Here is an 18,055-nt window from a genome sequence, read left to right as displayed (position 1 = left end):
CAAAGGACAGCAAGGGTTTCGCCCGGACCATGCTCACGCCTCGTTGCCGGCGACGATGCTCATGACCGCCATGCGCACCGCGATGCCGAACGTGACCTGCGGGAGGATCACGCTTTGCCGGCCGTCCACGACGGCCGAGTCGATCTCGACGCCGCGATTGATCGGGCCCGGATGCATCACGATGGCATCGGCTTTGGCCAGCTGCAGTTTCTCGGGCGTCAAGCCGAAATGCTTGAAGAACTCCTGGCTCGACGGCAGCAGCGCGCCGCTCATGCGCTCGTTCTGCAGGCGCAGCATGATGACCACGTCGCAGCCGCGGATGCCCTCCTCCAGCGTATGACACACCCGCACGCCCATCGGCGCCATGTCGCCGGGCACCAGGGTCTTGGGCCCGACCACGCGAACCTCGGCGCAGCCCAGCGTCGTCAGCGCATGAATATCGGAGCGAGCGACACGCGAATGCAAAACGTCGCCGACGATGGCGACTGTCAGATTGGAAAAATCCTTCTTGTAATGCCGGATCGTGTACATGTCCAGCAGGCCTTGGGTGGGGTGCGCGTGCCGGCCATCGCCGGCGTTAATCACATGCACATGGGGCGCCACGTGCTGCGCAATCAGGTAGGGTGCGCCGGACTCGCTGTGCCGCACCACGAAGATATCTGCAGCCATCGCGCTCAGGTTGGCGATGGTGTCCAGCAGGGACTCACCCTTGGCGGCAGAGGAGCGCGCAATGTCAAGGTTGATCACGTCGGCGCTCAGGCGCGTGGCGGCAATTTCGAAAGTGGTGCGTGTGCGCGTGGAGTTTTCAAAGAACAGGTTGAAGACGCTCTTGCCGCGCAGCAGCGGCACCTTCTTGACTTCGCGGTCGCTGACACTCACGAAGTTGGCGGCCATGTCCAGGATATGGGTCAGGATGTCCCGGGACAGCCCTTCGGTGGACAACAGGTGGATCAGTTCGCCGTTGCGGTTGAGCTGGGGGTTGCGTTTGTGCAGCATCTTCAGTGCCCTTCCACGTGAAAGCTGAAGCCGCCGCTGGCGTCGCGCGCCAGCGCCAGCGACCGGGCCGGTGGCATGGTCACTCTTGCGGCAGCAAAATCCGCCTGGATCGGCAGTTCCCGCCCGCCGCGGTCCACCAGCACCACCAGCCGCACGCTGGCCGGTCGCCCATAGTCGAACAGTTCGTTGATCACCGCGCGGATGGTTCGTCCGGTGTACAGGACATCGTCCAGCAGGATGATCTCGGCGCCGTTGACATCGAACGGCAGCGAGGTCTGCCCGCCCGAGGAGAGACCGCGCCGCGCGAAGTCATCGCGGTGCATGGCCGATGAGATCGACCCTGCCGTACCCGGCAGGCCCAGATCGGACTGAAGGCGTTGCGCCAGCCAGGCGCCACCGGAGGTGATGCCCACCAGCCGCGTCTGCGCCGTGCAAAGCGCGCGCACCCCTTTTCGGAGTTCGCCATACAGGGCCTCGGCGTCCAGCACCAGGCCCAGGCCGGGAGGCAAGGCTTCCGCGCCGCCCGCGGGGGCGGCTGGCTCCGCCGCGGCGGGCAGGTTGTCGCTTGGTTTGCTCATGAAAGAGTCCTCAGGAACTGCTCGAGAATGATGCAGGCGGCCGCGGCATCGGCGTCGCGCGCGCCGGCCTGCAAAGCCTCGGTCGTGCTGTAGCGCTCATCGACTTCGAACACGGGCAGGCCGAAGCGGCCCTGCAGTTGCCGGGAAAAACGCTGCGCCCGGCGGGTGTTTTCATGGGCCGCACCATCCGGATGAAACGGAATGCCGACGACCAAGGCGTCGGGCGCCCATTCGCCGATGCGGGCCGCAATCTGTGCGAACCGTGCGTCGCCTTCTGCCTGAATCGTGCCCCGCGGCGTGGCGCTGCGCAACAAGCGGTTCCCGGTGGCCACACCGGTGCGCTTGAGCCCGAAATCCAGCGCCAGGAAGGACTGGAGTTGGACGGGGACTTCGCGGGGGAGCACAACTGTCATGGGCCTGTGCCTGTCAGCCCGCCGCAGGAGAGCCCGGGTCGCGCCCCGCCGGCCGCGGTCATCCGTGCCCCACGTCCGGCGACAACATCCACGCCTGCAGGCCCAGCAGGGCCAAGGCCCGGTCATAACGCTGCTCGATGGGCGTGTCGAAGATCACCGCAGGATCAGCCGCAACCGTCAACCAGGCGTTCTCGCCCAGTTCGGATTCCAGTTGCCCCTCCCCCCAGGCGGAATAGCCAAGAGAAACCAGCACGCGCCGGGGTCCTGCTCCGGTGGAAAGTGCTTCCAGCACATCCTTGGACGTCGTCATTTCCAGGCCGCCGGGTATGACCATGGTCGACGCGTAGGTTGAATCGTCGGCGCCGCTTCGCGCGGCTGCAAGGGGCTCGTGAAGCACGAAGCCCCGTTCAGTCTGCACCGGGCCGCCGTGAAAAACCAACGCATCCGACAGGTCGGCGCGACGCAACGGCAGGTCCACCTTGTCAAAAAGGTGTTTCAGGTGAAGATCGGAGGGTTTGTTGATGATCAGGCCAAGCGCTCCGTTCTGGCTGTGCTCGCACAGGTAGACGACGCTGCGGCTGAATGCCTCGTCCTGCAACCCGGGCATGGCGATCAGGAAATGATGCGTCAGGTTGATGGGAGCAGAATCGGCCGGCATGAGGGAATTTTAGCGGTGAACAGATCCAAGGCTTTTCACAAGGGGCTGATGTGGTTCCGGCGTGATCTTCGCGCCCAGGACAATGCTGCGCTCCATCACGCGCTCAGGAATTGCGCGCAAGTGCATTGCGTGTTCGTCCTGGATCAGGAGATCCTGGATCCACTTCCGCGGGCCGATCGGCGCGTCGAGTTCATCCGGGAGTCGCTCGTGGCCCTGGACGAGGACTTGCGCAAACTGGCAGCTCAGGAACACGCCGGCCTCATCGTCCGCCATGCCGTGGCGCGCCAGGAAATTCCTCGGCTGGCCCTTAGCCTGGGCGTCGAGTCGGTCTTTGCCAACCATGACTATGAGCCGCAGGCGATCGAACGCGACGCCATCGTGCGCGGCGCCTTGGCTGACGAGGGGATTGCGCTGCACACCTACAAGGACCATGTCGTGTTTGAGCGCGACGAAATCCTGACTGCGAATGGCACGCCCTATGGCGTGTTCACGCCCTACCGCAATGCCTGGCTCAAGAAGGTCGACCCTTACTACCTCAAGCCCTTTCCTGTGCAAAAGCATGCGCTGGCATTGGCGCAGCGACCAGAACCGTACCGCCACCCGGTCCCTTTGCTGGAAGCCTTCGGATTCGAGACCACCAACCTGACCGAACTCAGGCTGCCGACCGGTGCGGCGGGGGGTCAGCAACTCTTCAAAGAGTTTCTGGCACGCATGGACCACTACCACGAGACCCGGGACTTCCCCGGGATCAAGGGCCCCAGCTACCTCGGCGTCCACCTGCGGTTTGGCACCGTCTCGATTCGCCAATTGGCCGCAGCCGCGCACGAGCGTGCGGATGCGGCCAGCGAGGGCGCCCGCGTCTGGCTGGGTGAACTGATCTGGCGTGATTTCTATGCGCAGGTGCTGGCCCACTTTCCGCACGTGGTCACACGCAGCTACAAGCCGGAATATGACGCGATTCACTGGGAACATGGAAAGCATGCAGATCGGCTTTTCGCGGCCTGGTGCGAAGGGCGCACCGGCTATCCCATCGTCGATGCGGCGATGGCGCAACTCAACCAGACAGGCTATATGCACAATCGGTTGCGCATGATCGCGGCGAGCTTTCTGGTCAAGGACCTTGGCATTGACTGGCGCCGGGGCGAGCGCTATTTCGCGGCGCACCTCAATGACTACGACCTCGCCTCAAACAACGGAGGCTGGCAATGGTCCAGTTCCACCGGATGTGACGCCCAGCCTTACTTTCGCATCTTCAATCCGGTAAGCCAGAGCGAAAAGTTCGATGCCGAGGGCCGGTTCATCCGCCGCTATCTGCCGTCACTTGCCAGGCTGCCTGCAAACGCGCTGCACGCGCCTTGGGAATCTGATCCCGAAACCTTGCTGGCGGCCGGCGTGGAACTGGGACGGGACTACCCGACGCCTCTGGTCTCCCACGCCGAAGCCCGCGAAACGACGTTGAACCGCTATGCCGTCATCCGCAAGGTCGACGGGCAGCCGGCAAAACCACGCAAGAGATGACTCAGGCGCTCACGATCTCTTGCGTATAACGCCGCACCAGGCTGAGCAACTCTTCTTCGGAATAAGGCTTGCCCAGATAGTGATTGACGCCCAGCGCTGTGGCATGCTCGCGGTGCTTTTCGGCGATGCGGGAGGTAATCATGATGATCGGCAGCATCTTCAGGCGTGCGTCGGCGCGAATGTTGCGGGCCAGATCGAAACCGTCCATGCGCGGCATTTCAATGTCTGAAAGGACAACCGCGGGACGCTCGTCCTGCAGCCATTCCAGTGCCTGCAGCCCGTCGGCGGCCAAGGCAACTCGATAGCCCTCGCGCTGCAACAGGCGCTGCGTGACGCGGCGCACTGTGATGGAGTCGTCGACGACGAGAATCAGCGGCACTTCTGAAACCGGTGCGCTAAGCGCCGGTGCTGTCGCACCAGTATCGGATGCCGCACCTTCTGACGGGCGCCCGCTCGACCCACTGAGTTGTCGTGCCTGCTCGCCATAGACGGCGGCCAATGCCACCGGGTTGTAGATCAGAATCACCGCTCCGGATGCCAGCACGGTCATGCCGGCCAGGCCCGGGAGCCTGGACAGCTGGGGACCCAGGTTCTTGACCACCGCTTCCTGGTTGCCCAGAATCTCGTCCAGGTGAACGGCAACCCGTTGCGAGGCGCTGCGAAACACGACGATAGGCATCGTTTTCGCGGTAGGTTCAACGCTGTGGGCCGAAGACTGGAGCAAGGCGCCCGACCAGAAGAAAGGCACCGACTCACCGGCAAAGTCGATGAAACCATCGCTGTAAGCCTGCTGCAGTTCTCGGGCCGTCACCCGCCGCACCAGTTCAACCAGGTTGGCCGGAACGCCCAAGGAGATTGTCCCCGAGCGCATGACGACAACCTGCGTCACCGCCGTGGTCAGCGGGAGCACCAGCTTGAAACTGGTGCCTCGCCCTTGCTGGGTTGATGTCTCGATACGGCCACCGAGCGCCTGGACTTCAGAGCGCACGACATCCATGCCGATCCCGCGCCCGGCGAGCTCGGTCACTTCGGTGACTGTGGTGAATCCCGGCATGAACACCAGACTGGCGACTTCCTCGTCCGACAGGGTCTGATCGGCAGGAACCAGGCCGTGCTGTATGGCCTTCTCCAGAATCCGGGGCAGGTCCAGCCCCGCGCCATCATCGGTGAAGCTCACCGACACGTCATTGCCGGCTTGCTGCAGATCGATCGTGATCGTCCCGACAGAATCCTTGCCCGCACTGGTGCGCACGGACGGTTCTTCTATGCCGTGAACGACACAATTGCGCAGCAGGTGCTCGAATGCCGCCGTCATGCGATCGAGCACGCCCCGGTCCATTTCAATCGAGCCTCCGTTGATGTCGAGCTTGACCTGTTTGGCGGTGTCCTTGGACGCCTGCCGCACGACCCGGTACAGGCGTTCGGAAATGCCCTCGAACTCCATCATGCGGGTGCGCAGCAGATCCTGCTGCAGTGCCCGGGTCTGGCGCGCCTGGGCGACCAGATCGTCTTCCGTGGCGTCCACCGTGCGCTGCAGATTGCGCTGCACCGTGGCCACGTCGTTGACCGATTCCGCCATCATGCGGGTCAATTCCTGCACCCGCGTGAAGCGGTCAAACTCCAGTGGGTCAAAGTTCTGCTGTGAGTCCTTGGCCTGCGCCATGCGGGACTGCATCTGGCTTTCGGCTTGCAATTCGATGTCACGCAGTTGGTGCCGCAAACGATCCAGGTTGCCGGTCAGGTCCTGTAGCGAGTCCCGAAGCTGGGTCATCTCGGCTTCCAGACGCGAACGGGTGATCATGACCTCGCCAGCCTGGTTCACCATCCGGTCCAGCAACTGGGCCCGGACGCGGACCACCTGATTGGCCGCTGCCCGCACTGGCGCGACCAGCATGGGCGACGGCTGGGCAATGACACCCCGCTCGACGGGCGCCTCTTCGGTCCCGGGCGCCGCGAACACGGGGGCCTCCTGAACCAATGCCGACGCCATTGGCTCAAGCAGTTCGGGCATGAAGGTCTGCAGGTTGATCTTGCGCAACGCTTCGAATTTCCCCTCGATCGCGTCGAGCCGAGCCATCAACGGGGCGACATCTTCACCGTGAATATCGCCAGAGCCGATCGCTTCGATTTCGGACTCCATCCGGTGCGCCATTTCACCGAGTTGCAACGCACCGGCCAGGCGCGCACTGCCCTTGAGCGTATGCAAAGCGCGCAATACCTCGCCGCGTGCGGTCACGTTCTCAGGTCTGGCGCTCCACTGGCGCAGGGCGCCGCCCAGCTGTGGCAGCAGCTCGCCCGCTTCTTCCTCGAAAATTGGAAAGAGGTCCGGATCGAGCACATCGACGAGATCGATATCGTCGGTTTCACTGGTCTGGCCTTCGAACGCGCGCTGCGCGAAAATTTCAGCCACCGGCAGCACCTCGGGAGGCCTGACCTCCACCGGCACCGGCGCTGGTGCGGGTTCGACACCCTCAACCGGCATCGTCGCGTCCAGCACGTCATCATGCAAACTATCGCTGACGGCCGGTTCTGCGAATGACTCGGCAGTCGGGGCCACCGGCTGCATGTCTTCCACAAGCGGTGCTGCCAAGGTCTGCGCCGGCTCCAGAGGGAAAACCGGCGCCTCGACCACCTGGCTTGCAAATACCGCGTCGCCAAATTCAAGTGCCCGTAACTCTTCCAGAATGAAGGGATTCGGCTCTTTCAGGAAGCCTGCGGCGAATTGGTGGAGCAGCCGGCGTATGTCCTCCGCGGCTTCCCTGAACACGCGCCCCTGGTGGTCCGTGCCACCCTGTTGACCCGCCATGTGTTGTAGGGCATGCTCAAGCGCCCGTGCCATGTCGGAGAGTGAGGAGAAACCCACGGTCGCGGAACTTCCCGCAAGTGAGTGGGCGAGCGCCTCTGCGTCGGATGGCACCGGTCGATGGACTTCAAGCGACCATTCCGACAGTTGGTTCGACAAGCGACGGGACCACTCGTCTGCTTCATTCAGGTACACGTTGTACAACGGAATACCGATGCGCAGGGAGCCGATCACCTTGATCTGCTCCTCCTCCACCATGTCCGAAACCGGCGGCACGAGATCCCGCTCCGGCTCGGCAAGTGGTATTTCCTCCATGGCCACCAGCGGCTCGACAACGCCGCCTTCGGCCTGGGTCGCGGAAACCGGGACCAGTTCCGCCAAGCTGTCGAAATCGACCTCAATCGAAACGATCTCCTGCGCGCCGGGCACGTCGATGGGCTCCAGGGGCCCCGAAGCCGTCGCGTCCAGGTATCCGGCCAGATCAGGCTCCTCCAGCGCCATGGATTCAGCCGGTATCGACTCCTCCACCATCGGCGCAAGATCGGTGATCTCAGAAAACTCCGCATCGGGGATCTCTTCGAGCGCCGGTGTCCCGGGATCAACCTCGACTTGGGTCACTTCGACAAGCTCAGCGGGGGGCCCAGATTGAAGTTCCAGTGGCAGGCGGATGTTGTCTTTCCTCAGGGCGTCGGCCGCAGTGCGGAACACTGCCGCACTCCAATGGCTCGCCGTTGCATGCGAGATATCACTGACCCAGGTCTGGAAGGCCAGCAGGGCTTCGCGGGAAAGACCACACAGATCGGGACTCGCGGGCTTCTGTTCCGACAGCCAGGCATTCAGCAGTTGCTCCAGCGACCATGCGGCCTCGCCGAACTCCATCAGGCCGACCATGCGCGAACTGCCCTTGAGCGTATGGAAGGCACGCCGAAGGGTGGTCTGCTGCGTCAGGTCATGCGGATCGATCGCCAGCAGATCCAACGCTTCAAGGCCATTGGCAATGACTTCGTTTGCCTCTTCAAGGAAGATGTCCTGGAGATCGTCTTCGTCAATTTCTGTGACCTCGACCCGGGACGCCTCGTGCCCTGAACCCTCGCTCGGTTCGACCGCCATCGGCGGCAGACCCATGTCTGGCAGCACGCCTTCCACTGAGCCAACTTCCTGCCTGGCGAGTTCGCGGACTTCATCAGGAATGGGTCCGGGCAAAGCAAGGTCCAACGCCCAGTCTGGCCCCAGTGACGCGGCACTCGCGTCGCCCAGAAATTGGGAAGCGGCGCCTTGGCCGTCCCGCGTGGTCTCTTGAGACACGGGCAGCACCGGATGATCGGATGCCGGCAACCCGATCGTCCCGTTGGTTGTGGCGCGGCCCATCACGGGTCTCAGTTCGCCCAGTTCGGGATCGAAGACAAACAGCTTCTTGGCCAAAGCCGGCTGGTAATTGAGCATGTCGATCAACAATCCGAGGGCACCCAGATTGTTTCCCAGCCGGTCAAAAGTCCCCGCCATTGGCGCGAGCTCGACGTCGACCTTCGTGACCAGCATCTCCTCGACGTTGTCGCGCATGCTGACAACCGCCTGCGAAGCCTGATCCAGCCCCAGCACCGATAGCACACCCCGCATCTGTGCCAGCAAGCCAGGAACCGGCGTGAGGGCGGTCGTATCGTCCGGGTTGCGGAAGAACTGGTCCAACGCCTTTTCGGCTTCCGACAGGGTCGCGCGCAATTCCCCGACCACGGTCCCCATGGTCTGCCGGTCACTGACACGCCGATACAACTCCTCCATCCATGCTTCCAGCGGTTCGGCGCTGTTTCCGCCACAGACCTGCTCGAGACGTTCAGCCAGGCGATCGGTGCGCTGTGCCAGTTCGCGTTCATCCTGGTTTCGGTCGGTCAGCGCGGCCTCCAGATACAGCACGGCCGTGGCCACTTCGAGAGCCACTTCAGCTGCTGGCGCCTTGCCTGAGCGCTGCGTGACTTCGGCAGCGTGCTTCAGTCCGCCGGCCAGCCGCTCGCTGCGTGGGTGCAGCTTGATGATGGAGTCCGCGACCAGACCGAACTGGTCCGCGATATTCTTGAGCCGTACGACGTCGCCACCGGCCAGCGCAGACCATGCTTCCTTGACCGCTTCGATGCGTTTGCGAGCCTGAGCGACTACGGCAGGATCAAAGCGTCCATACCGGCGGGACTCGTAGTCCACCGGTACAAAACGGCCAAGGTCATATGCCTTGCGAACAGCCTCCAGGTGCCGGGTTTTCGGGCCGGTTTCCGGCAAGGCCTGTGCGCAGAAGAACAGCAGCTCCTTGGCCATTCGCTCCGATACATGCCGTTCGCCGCGGGGTTCGGCCGCAAATTGCATCAGAACCTGGGATGCGGCCCGCTTGACATACAGATCCACCGGAAGCGAGCCGGATGCGACGGCCTCGAAAAAGCCCGAACAGAGAATCCAGAAGACTCCCTCCGCGCCTTGGGGATTCAGCTTCACCACAGCCAGGCTCAGGTCACGCAATTCCGCCGCGGCTGTGGTGTCGCCCTTCTGCATGAGCCGCAAAACGGCTTGATCCATGCGGCCGCGATCGGAACCATCCCCGGCGAGGGAAACCGCCCCGTCGAGATCGACATCAGGCCGAATCCATCGCCATTCAACCGGCCACAGGTCGGCTGGATGGATGCGCTCAGCGCCCGCGAGCACCTGTGCATCACGGTATTGAGGGAAGAGGCCAACCGCCGACTCCTGGACGCCGCCCATGATGACGTCCAGATACTCCAGCAAGGCAAAACTCGCGCGCTCGAGAAGGGCCGCAGAGGCTTCGTTGCAGCGCTCCGGGCGTTGCACGAACTGCTGAACGGCTGCCTCCATGGCCCGGAGCATGTGCGCCGGAGCGAGCAGACCGACCATTTCAAGGGCGCCAACCGCCTGATGCATGTGCTGACGGGCCATGCGCAGCTGGCTCGCATCGACCGAGGCCAAGTCTGTTCCCCGCGCGGCCTCAGCGTCCCGCACATACCGTTTCAACGACTTGTTGGCGACTTCCAGCGACTTGCGCAGCTCATCGAGCACCCAAGCCAAGGGCCCCAGGTCCGCCACACCGGCAACCGAACCGGCCCCATCGACAGCGTCTTCAATTTGCATGACTGGGCGAACTCCGCAAGTTAGGGGCGAGGGTCAACTAAAGTCGCGGATCAGGCGATCTTGAATCGCGCAACCGATTCGCGAAGTTCTTCGGCCATTCGTGACAGTTCGCGCACCTGATTGGCCGTGGAGCGTGTGCCTTCGCCGGTCTGCTCGGTCACAGCGAAGATGTGCTGGATGTTTCCGGCCACCTCGTTCGCCGAAACAGCTTCGCGCGAAGCGGAGTCTGAGATCTGAGCGATCAGGTCCGCCAGCTGACGCGACACACGGTCGATCTCCGTTAGCGCCGTACCGGCGTTGTCCGACAGCCTGGCTCCCTCGACCACGCCCTGCGTCGAACGCTCCATGGCCGCAACCGCGTCCTGCGTGTCGGTCTGAATCGCCTTCACCAGCGCGGAGATCTGGCGCGTCGCGTCGGCAGAGCGTTCAGCGAGTCGTTGCACTTCTTCCGCAACCACCGAGAAGCCGCGCCCGGCTTCGCCGGCAGACGCTGCCTGAATGGCGGCGTTCAAGGCCAGCACGTTGGTCTGTTCGGTAATGTCCGAAATCAGTTCGGTGATTTCACCGATCTCCTGGGACGATTCGCCCAGCCGCTTGATCCGCTTGGACGTTTCCTGGATCTGGTCGCGGATGGAGTTCATACCGCCGATCGCATTCTGCACTGCGGACAGGCCCGACTCCGCGGCCATCAGAGAATTGCGCGCCACCGAAGCCGATTCCTGGGCCTGCGATGACACCACGTTGATTCGGGCCGCCATGTCCAGCACCGACTGGCCGGTTTCGCGAATTTCACGCAGCTGCTCGGTCGAGGCTGCCAGCAGTTCGGTCGACGTGTTCTCCACCTGCGACGTCGTCTGCGCCACCCGGGTGACCGTGTTCTGAACGTTGCCGACCAGCATGCGAAGTTCCTCGACGGTGTAGTTCACCGAGTCGGCGATGGCGCCCGTGATGTCTTCGGTCACGGTGGCTTCCTGCGTCAGGTCACCCTCGGCCACCGTCTGCAGCTCGTTCATCAAACGCAGAATGGCGGCCTGGTTGGCGTCATTGACGCGTTTGGCTTCCTGTTCCTGACGTTCAGCGTCCAGGCGCTGGCTTTCCGCAACCCGCTGACGCTGACGGCTGTCCTGCAGCTGGACATAGGCCAATCCGCCCGCGAACAGAAGGGCCAGCAACGCGGATAGCAAAAGGATGGCCAAGGCGCCAGCGCCGAGGCCCGTACGCGCCGACAGTTTGGCCTGCAGGTCTTCAAGTACCCGGCGCAGCGGCTCGCTGTCGGCAACGATCGAGGCCTGCGCCTCGCGCGCGGAAACCAGGCCCTGAAGGTTGCCCAGGATTGCGCCCGCCTGACCCCGTGTGTCCTCATAGAGCTTGAGCAATGCTTCAAGCCGTTCCCGTGTCTGGGGATCCTTGGAACCGGCCAGACGAAGCTCAGGGCTGCCATCAAGCAGCCCCTGGCCAATTTCCTTGAACGAATTCAGGTCTTTGCCCAGCAAGAAGACAGCCTCGGGGCTCACGCCTTCCATCGTCAGGAATTCGTTGGCCGACTTGCCGATACGTTGCGTCAACATCACCAGCTGACCAGACGCTGAAATCTCCGCGGCGGCAGCGTTCTGCTGCAGCTTCAGGGAAGAAATGGTTTCCGCGATCTCCAGGAGGTCGGACGACTGCCGGTTGATCGTGCGCAGCGCGGTGCCCACCTGGGTCAGGATCTTTTGCTGGCTCATCACGGTGTTGGCACTCTTCTCGGCCCGGTCAACCAGGGGAATGGCCTTGTCGACATCACCCATTTCCGCCTGTGGCACTTCCTTGAGACCCGATTCGGAATCACCGTCGCGCAAGCCACGCACGGTCTTGGCCAGGACGCCGGCGCTCTCACGGACATCCGGAAAAGCCTGGGGACTGCCCACCAGCGCCTGTGAAACCGATTTGGCCAGCCGCTGCGACTGCATCAATGCCTGACCGGTTGCCGCCACCTGTTGGGCAACCTTGTCGGCCTGATTGAGCGCGAAGAAAGTCACGCCGGTCAGAATCACGAGGGCTGTGCCCAGCAACACAGCCAGAATCCGCTGATGCTGAACGATGCTGCGGGTACCCAACACTGGCAGAGTGAGCAGCTCGGCCGCCCCTTCATTGCCGCCCCCTTCATTGCCGCCCGCGCCAAGCGCTATCTTGCTGTCGGGAAAGTCCGCCGTGCTGAATTGCCCGCTTTCTGCAGCAGGCATGCGGTCGTCTGCCCGGTCCTGGTCGCCGAACACCTCTGCAGCCGGCGATGCATCGGTCGGCGCCTGCGCGGGCGAGGCGTTCTTGCCTAGAAGCTTGTTGATCTGGTCAATTACGGACATGGTGACACCCTTCCTGGGACTTAAGCACTGATGCTGAGAAACTGGGGATTGAGAGAAAGTGCCTGCAGATTGATTTCCTGCCACGCGGCACCTTGCGAATCGACATAGCTGTGACCGAAAAACTCCGGGGCATCAGCGGCAGGCGGATTTGAAGCAACAAACGACTCGACGCTTTTCAGCCCCAGCAGCTTGTCGATCAGAACCACGCAATTGATGTTCAGGGCATCGCTGAATGCCACAAGCCGGCACTGGCTCTGCGCCAGATCACTGCGATGTGACGGCGGCGCATGCTTCACAAACGCCCCAAGATCAACGACGCCGCTGACGCCGCCGCGCAGGTTGACGACGCCAAGGAACCAATCCCGGGCGTGCGGAACAGCCTGAACCGTCCGCCATGGAAAAATTTCGCCTGCGTGATTGAGTGGAAACAGGTATCTGGCGTCCGCGGCCTCGACGGCAAGCCAAGCTGCAGCTGCGCCTGTTGTGCGTGCCTCCTGCAACCGGTTGGCAAGGCGGCTCTGAAAGGCCCGGAGTGCTTCACGACTGGCCATGGGCGGACGATCAGTTCAGGGCGCTGATCTTTGCCAGCAGATCGGTGACTTCAACCGGCTTGGTGATGTAGTCTCTCGCCCCTTGACGCAAACCCCACACCCGATCGGTCTCCTGCGTCTTGCTGGTGCACATGAAGATGGGAACGTCCTTGTAGAGCGGGTCGCGGGATATCGCCCGCGTCAGCTGAAATCCGTTCTGCCCCGGCATCACCACATCCATCAGGATCAGGTCGGGTTTTTCCTCGGCCAATCGACGAAAGGCATCTTCGGCGTTTTCGGCCGTCTTCACGGAAAAGCCGTTCTTCTGGAGCAGGCCCGTCAGGTGCATCAACTCAGTCTTCGAATCGTCAACGATCAACACTTTCTGGATGGTCATCACATTACTCCTTGATTGGCGGAACCGAACTGCGCGACGGCCTGAAGCAGTTGATCCTTGGTAAACGGCTTGGTCAGGTAGTCCTGCGACCCCACCATACGACCTCGAGCCTTGTCGAACACGCCATCCTTGGATGAAAGCATGACCACAGGAATCGAGGAAAAATTCACGTTTTTCTTGATGATCGCGCAGGTCTGGTAACCATCCAGGCGCGGCATCAGGATGTCACAGAAGATCATGTCGGGGCGGAAGTCATTGATCTTTGCCAGCGCATCGAAACCATCCTCGGCGAGCAACACTTCATGCCCACCCTGCTTGAGGAAAATCTCCGCACTGCGGCGTATCGTGTTGCTGTCATCGATGACCAGCACCTTGTATCCCGATCCAGTCGAACTCACTGCATTGCACTCCTGGCTATGTTTCGGTTCCCGCATCGTCCCGGACCGAAGTCCGGGCCAGGCCTCAGATTTCCACCATCTCGAAGTCTTCCTTGCGGGCACCGCATTCGGGACACGTCCAGTTCATGGGGACATCGGCCCAAAGCGTACCGGGCGCGATCCCGTGATCCGGTGCGCCTGCAGCTTCGTCATAAATCCACCCGCAAATCAGGCACATCCACGTCTTCGTCGAATTGGTCACAGCTTAAAAGGCCTTCACATAGAATGCAATCATTGTATAGAGGCAAGACGGCTGATCCCGGCCATTGACACCGTGTTACGCCCGCTTTCAGGCTCATGACAAACCCGAAACCGCCTCCCTCCCCGGAACCCTTGACGCCAACCTCCGAGGACGCTGCGCCGCCCAGCGTTCTGGTGTTCAACGCCAGCGACCCTACGGGTGCCGGTGGAGTGACCGGTGACGTCCTGTCCATTGCATCGGTCGGCGGTCATGCCTTGCCGGTGGTCACGGGCGCCTATGTCCGCGATACCACCCGGATCTTCGATTTCTTCGCCTTTGAGGAGGAGGCGGTCGCCGAGCAGGCGCGAGCCATCCTCGAGGATGCGCCGGTGCAGGTCATCAAGGTCGGTTTTGCCGGAAGCCCCGAGAATGTCAGCGCGATTGCCGAACTGGCCTCCGACTATTCCGAGGTCCCGTTGATTGCCTGGATGCCCGACCTTTCCTGGTGGGAGGAGGGGCAGATCGACACCTACCAGGATGCGGTCCGCGAACTGCTGTTGCCACAAACCACCGTGTTGGTAGGAAACCACAGTACCTTGTGGCGCTGGCTGTTGCCGGACTGGACGTCGGACAAGAGCCCGAGTGCGCGCGACATCGCCAAGGCGGCAGCCGAGATGGGCGTTTCCTACGTGCTGGTCACCGGCATTGTTCTGCCCGACCAGTTCATCGAGAACGTGCTGGCCACACCGCAGACCGTCATGGGCAGCGAGAAGTTCGAGCGATTCGATGCCTCTTTCGCGGGCGCCGGCGACACACTGGCGGCCGCGCTGGCCGCACTGATCGGAGCCGGAAGCGACCTCTCGGAAGCCACCAGCGAAGCGCTGAGTTATCTGGACCGTTGCCTGGACGCGGGTTTTCGGCCCGGCATGGGCGCGGTCGTTCCGGACCGCCTTTTCTGGGCCCAACCCGAGGACGACGATGCCGAGGATGATGAAAGTGCCGCAGCCCCCGACCTTTACGAAATGCCCTTCAATGAAACCAAACACTGATGCCAACGTGAACCTGTTCGAGCGCGCCCGCCAGGTCATCCCCGGCGGGGTCAACTCGCCGGTGCGCGCCTTCCGGGCCGTGGGCGGTACGCCGCGCTTTGTGAAACGTGCCCAAGGGCCCTATTTCTGGGATGCGAACGACCAGCGCTACATCGACTACATCGGCTCCTGGGGTCCGATGATCCTGGGCCACGGCCACCCGGCGGTGCTGGAAGCCGTGCAGAAGGCGGCGCTGGACGGGTTTTCGTTTGGCGCACCGACCGAACGTGAAATTGAACTGGCCGAGGAGATCATCCGTCGGGTGCCTTCGCTGGAGATGGTCCGGCTGGTCAGTTCGGGCACCGAGGCCGCAATGAGTGCGATCCGGCTGGCCCGCGGCGCCACCGGCCGCAGCAAGTTCATCAAGTTCGAGGGCTGTTACCACGGCCACGCCGATGCGCTGTTGGTCAAGGCCGGCTCAGGGCTGGCCACGTTTGGCAATCCGACCAGTGCTGGCGTGCCGCCCGAGGTCGTCCAGCACACGCTGGTGCTCGAATACAACAACCTCGCGCAACTGGAAGAGGCCTTCGCGCTGCACGGGCCGGAGCTGGCCTGCGTGATGATCGAGCCGATCGCCGGCAACATGAACTTTGTGCGCACCTCGGTGCCTTTCATGCGGCGCTGCCGCGAGCTCTGCACAGAACACGGCGCGCTGCTGGTGTTTGATGAAGTCATGACCGGTTTCCGAGTGGCGCTCGGCGGCGCGCAGAGCGTTTATTCGCGCGACATTGCCGGCTTCCAGCCCGATATCACGGTGATGGGCAAGGTGATCGGTGGCGGCATGCCCCTGGCCGCATTTGGCGGACGGCGCGACCTCATGGAGCAGATGGCTCCGCTCGGCCCGGTGTACCAGGCGGGCACGCTGTCGGGCAACCCGGTCGCCACCGCCTGCGGCCTGGCCACCTTGCGTGAAATCAGCCAGCCGGGATTCTTCGACGAGTTGACACGCAAGACCCGCTTGCTGGTCGACGGCCTGAGCAACGCAGCCGCTGCGGAAGGCCTGGCGTTCAGCGCCGACAGCGAAGGCGGCATGTTCGGCTTCTTCCTGCTTGATGCGCTGCCGCAGAACTATCCGCAGGTCATGAAAACCGACGGCGCACGATTCAACCAGCTGTTTCATGGCCTGCTGGACCGTGGCGTTTACATAGCGCCAGCGCTCTACGAAGCGGGTTTCGTCAGCGCCGCACACAAGGACGCGGACCTTGCCGAGACCGTCAGCCTGGCGCGTGAAGTCTTCAAATTACTATAACTTCAGTAGCACTATGTGACCATTTGACGCTGGGAAGCAGTCTATTGAATGCAAAAAGGCGGCTTATGAGCCGCCTTTTGCCTGCCGCGGGCCCCCGCGAGGGGCGTTGCCAGATTCTCAATGGCGGAAGTGCCGCACCCCGCTGAACACCATTGCCACGCCGCGTGCGTCGGCCGCGTCGATAACCTCCTGGTCGCGCATGGAGCCGCCTGGCTGGATCACGCAGGTTGCGCCTGCATCCACCACCACATCCAGGCCGTCACGGAACGGGAAGAAGGCGTCGCTCGCCACGACGGTACCGGCCAGCGACAGGCCGGCGTGCTGGGCCTTGATGCTGGCGATGCGCGCCGAGTCCAGCCGGCTCATCTGCCCCGCCCCCACGCCCATGGTCATGCCGTTGGCGCAGAAGACAATCGCGTTGCTCTTGACGTACTTGGCCACCTTCCAGGCGAACAGCAGGTCTTGCAACTGCCCGGCCGTGGGCTGCACCTTTGTCACCACCTTGAGATCGGCCAGTGCCATTTCGTGGTTGTCCGCGGTCTGCAGCAGCAGGCCCGAACCCACCCGCTTGGCGTCCATCGCATTGCGGCCCTGCTCCCAGGCCGTGGCACCCCCTGCGGGCAGCTCGATCTTCATCAGGCGCACATTGGCCTTGGCCTTGAAGATGTCCAGGGCCTCCGGCGTGAAATCGGGCGCCATCAGCACCTCGACGAACTGCTTGCTCACCTGCTGGGCGGCCGCGCCGTCTACCGAGCGGTTGAAGGCAATGATGCCGCCAAAGGCACTGGTCGGATCGGTCTGGAACGCTTTGCTGTAAGCCTCCAACGCATCCCTGCCCACGGCCACGCCGCAGGGGTTGGCATGCTTGACGATCACGCAGGCCGGCGCGTCGAAGCCCTTGACACATTCCCACGCGGCATCGGCGTCGGCGATGTTGTTGTAGGACAGTTCCTTGCCCTGCAACTGCACGCCGGTGACGAGCGAACCCGGCGCCGGGTAGAGGTCACGGTACAGCGCGGCCTCCTGGTGGGCGTTCTCCCCATAGCGCAGATCCTGCACCTTGATGAACTGGCCATTGGACTGGCCAGGGAACAGCGAACGCGCGGGCACATAAGCCTCGGACAGCTTGTTCTCTTCAAATGTGACGGACGACAGATAGTCACTAATCGCGCCGTCGTACTGGGCGATGCGGTTGAAGGCGGCCACCGAAAGCGCAAAGCGCAGCTTGGCGGACAGCTTGCCGTTGGCCTGGAGCTCTTCGAGCACCGCCGGGTACTGCGAAGCATCGGTCAGCACGCCCACATCGGCCCAGTTCTTGGCGGCGCTGCGCACCATGGCCGGACCGCCGATGTCGATGTTCTCGATCGCGTCGGCCAGCGTGCAGCCAGCCTTGGCCACCGTGGCCTCGAACGGGTACAGGTTGACCACCAGGAGGTCGATGGTGTCGATGCCTTGCGCAGCAAGTGCCGCCATATGCTCCGGCACATCGCGCCGCGCCAGCAGGCCGCCATGGACCTTGGGATGCAGCGTCTTCACGCGGCCATCAAGCATCTCGGGAAATGCGGTGACTTGCGCCACCTCGGTTACCGGCAGGCCCTGCTCTGCCAGCAGCCTGGCGGTGCCGCCGGTGGAAATCAGCTTGATGCCCAGCGCGTGCAGGGCCCGGGCGAAGTCAACAACACCGGTCTTATCGGATACGGAAATCAGTGCATTCATGGCGGGGTGAGTGACGCGCGACG

General features: G+C 62.9%; 14 protein-coding genes. 3 read left to right on the top strand and 11 right to left on the bottom strand.

Annotation, left to right across the window (positions count from 1 at the left end; genetic code table 11):
* Positions 1 to 33: 33 nt before the first annotated feature.
* The 4 genes from ACMUOY_RS11585 to ACMUOY_RS11570 are packed head-to-tail and all read right to left on the bottom strand — an operon-like array spanning position 34 to position 2,645.
* On the bottom strand, positions 34 to 996 hold the full coding sequence (locus ACMUOY_RS11585) for an aspartate carbamoyltransferase catalytic subunit (protein ID WP_413892878.1): 963 nt from the start codon (positions 994 to 996) through the stop codon (positions 34 to 36).
* 2 nt (positions 997 to 998) lie between these two features.
* Positions 999 to 1,574: a bifunctional pyr operon transcriptional regulator/uracil phosphoribosyltransferase PyrR gene (gene pyrR, locus ACMUOY_RS11580; protein ID WP_413892877.1), complete on the bottom strand. Its 576-nt coding sequence runs from the start codon at positions 1,572 to 1,574 to the stop codon at positions 999 to 1,001.
* The gene (ruvX, locus tag ACMUOY_RS11575) at positions 1,571 to 1,987 is read right to left on the bottom strand and encodes a RuvX/YqgF family protein (protein ID WP_413892876.1); all 417 of its coding nucleotides are present in this window, start codon (positions 1,985 to 1,987) and stop codon (positions 1,571 to 1,573) included. The genes pyrR and ruvX overlap by 4 nt, the downstream gene beginning before the upstream one ends.
* Positions 1,988 to 2,045: 58 nt before the next feature.
* The gene (locus ACMUOY_RS11570; protein WP_413892875.1) at positions 2,046 to 2,645 is read right to left on the bottom strand and encodes a YqgE/AlgH family protein; all 600 of its coding nucleotides are present in this window, start codon (positions 2,643 to 2,645) and stop codon (positions 2,046 to 2,048) included.
* A gap of 48 nt (positions 2,646 to 2,693) precedes the next feature.
* On the opposite strand from ACMUOY_RS11570, the gene ACMUOY_RS11565 reads away from it, so the two are divergent.
* Positions 2,694 to 4,163: a cryptochrome/photolyase family protein gene (locus tag ACMUOY_RS11565; RefSeq protein ID WP_413892932.1), complete on the top strand. Its 1,470-nt coding sequence runs from the start codon at positions 2,694 to 2,696 to the stop codon at positions 4,161 to 4,163.
* A gap of 1 nt (position 4,164) precedes the next feature.
* On the opposite strand, the gene ACMUOY_RS11560 is transcribed toward ACMUOY_RS11565, so the two are convergent.
* From ACMUOY_RS11560 to ACMUOY_RS11535, 6 genes are all read right to left on the bottom strand, one after another.
* On the bottom strand, positions 4,165 to 10,092 hold the full coding sequence (locus ACMUOY_RS11560) for an Hpt domain-containing protein (RefSeq protein ID WP_413892874.1): 5,928 nt from the start codon (positions 10,090 to 10,092) through the stop codon (positions 4,165 to 4,167).
* Positions 10,093 to 10,142: 50 nt separating this feature from the next.
* Positions 10,143 to 12,434 (bottom strand): methyl-accepting chemotaxis protein, encoded by a 2,292-nt coding sequence (locus tag ACMUOY_RS11555; RefSeq protein ID WP_413892873.1) that lies wholly within the window; start codon positions 12,432 to 12,434, stop codon positions 10,143 to 10,145.
* A 20-nt stretch (positions 12,435 to 12,454) separates the two neighbouring features.
* Positions 12,455 to 12,985 (bottom strand): chemotaxis protein CheW, encoded by a 531-nt coding sequence (locus ACMUOY_RS11550; RefSeq protein WP_413892872.1) that lies wholly within the window; start codon positions 12,983 to 12,985, stop codon positions 12,455 to 12,457.
* Between the two features lie 10 nt (positions 12,986 to 12,995).
* Entirely contained in the window at positions 12,996 to 13,361 is a 366-nt protein-coding gene (locus tag ACMUOY_RS11545) for a response regulator (protein WP_413892871.1), read from the bottom strand.
* Positions 13,361 to 13,759, bottom strand: coding sequence for a response regulator (locus tag ACMUOY_RS11540; RefSeq protein ID WP_413892870.1), 399 nt, complete (start codon positions 13,757 to 13,759; stop codon positions 13,361 to 13,363). Before ACMUOY_RS11540 ends, ACMUOY_RS11545 begins: the two co-directional genes overlap by 1 nt.
* Positions 13,760 to 13,823: 64 nt before the next feature.
* On the bottom strand, positions 13,824 to 13,976 hold the full coding sequence (locus ACMUOY_RS11535; protein ID WP_413892931.1) for a rubredoxin: 153 nt from the start codon (positions 13,974 to 13,976) through the stop codon (positions 13,824 to 13,826).
* Between the two features lie 119 nt (positions 13,977 to 14,095).
* Between ACMUOY_RS11535 and thiD the strand changes: the two genes are divergently transcribed.
* Positions 14,096 to 15,028: a bifunctional hydroxymethylpyrimidine kinase/phosphomethylpyrimidine kinase gene (gene thiD / locus ACMUOY_RS11530; RefSeq protein ID WP_413892869.1), complete on the top strand. Its 933-nt coding sequence runs from the start codon at positions 14,096 to 14,098 to the stop codon at positions 15,026 to 15,028.
* Positions 15,012 to 16,316 (top strand): glutamate-1-semialdehyde 2,1-aminomutase, encoded by a 1,305-nt coding sequence (gene hemL, locus ACMUOY_RS11525; RefSeq protein ID WP_413892868.1) that lies wholly within the window; start codon positions 15,012 to 15,014, stop codon positions 16,314 to 16,316. Before thiD ends, hemL begins: the two co-directional genes overlap by 17 nt.
* Before the next feature lie 117 nt (positions 16,317 to 16,433).
* Here the strand turns inward: hemL and purH are convergent, their stop codons facing one another.
* Positions 16,434 to 18,032 (bottom strand): bifunctional phosphoribosylaminoimidazolecarboxamide formyltransferase/IMP cyclohydrolase, encoded by a 1,599-nt coding sequence (gene purH / locus ACMUOY_RS11520; RefSeq protein WP_413892867.1) that lies wholly within the window; start codon positions 18,030 to 18,032, stop codon positions 16,434 to 16,436.
* Positions 18,033 to 18,055: the final 23 nt, after the last annotated feature.

This window comes from Candidatus Skiveiella danica, from assembly GCF_022705245.1.
Classification (GTDB): Bacteria; Pseudomonadota; Gammaproteobacteria; order Burkholderiales; family Burkholderiaceae_C; genus Skiveiella; species Skiveiella danica.
This window is presented reverse-complemented; position numbering and strand designations above follow the sequence as displayed.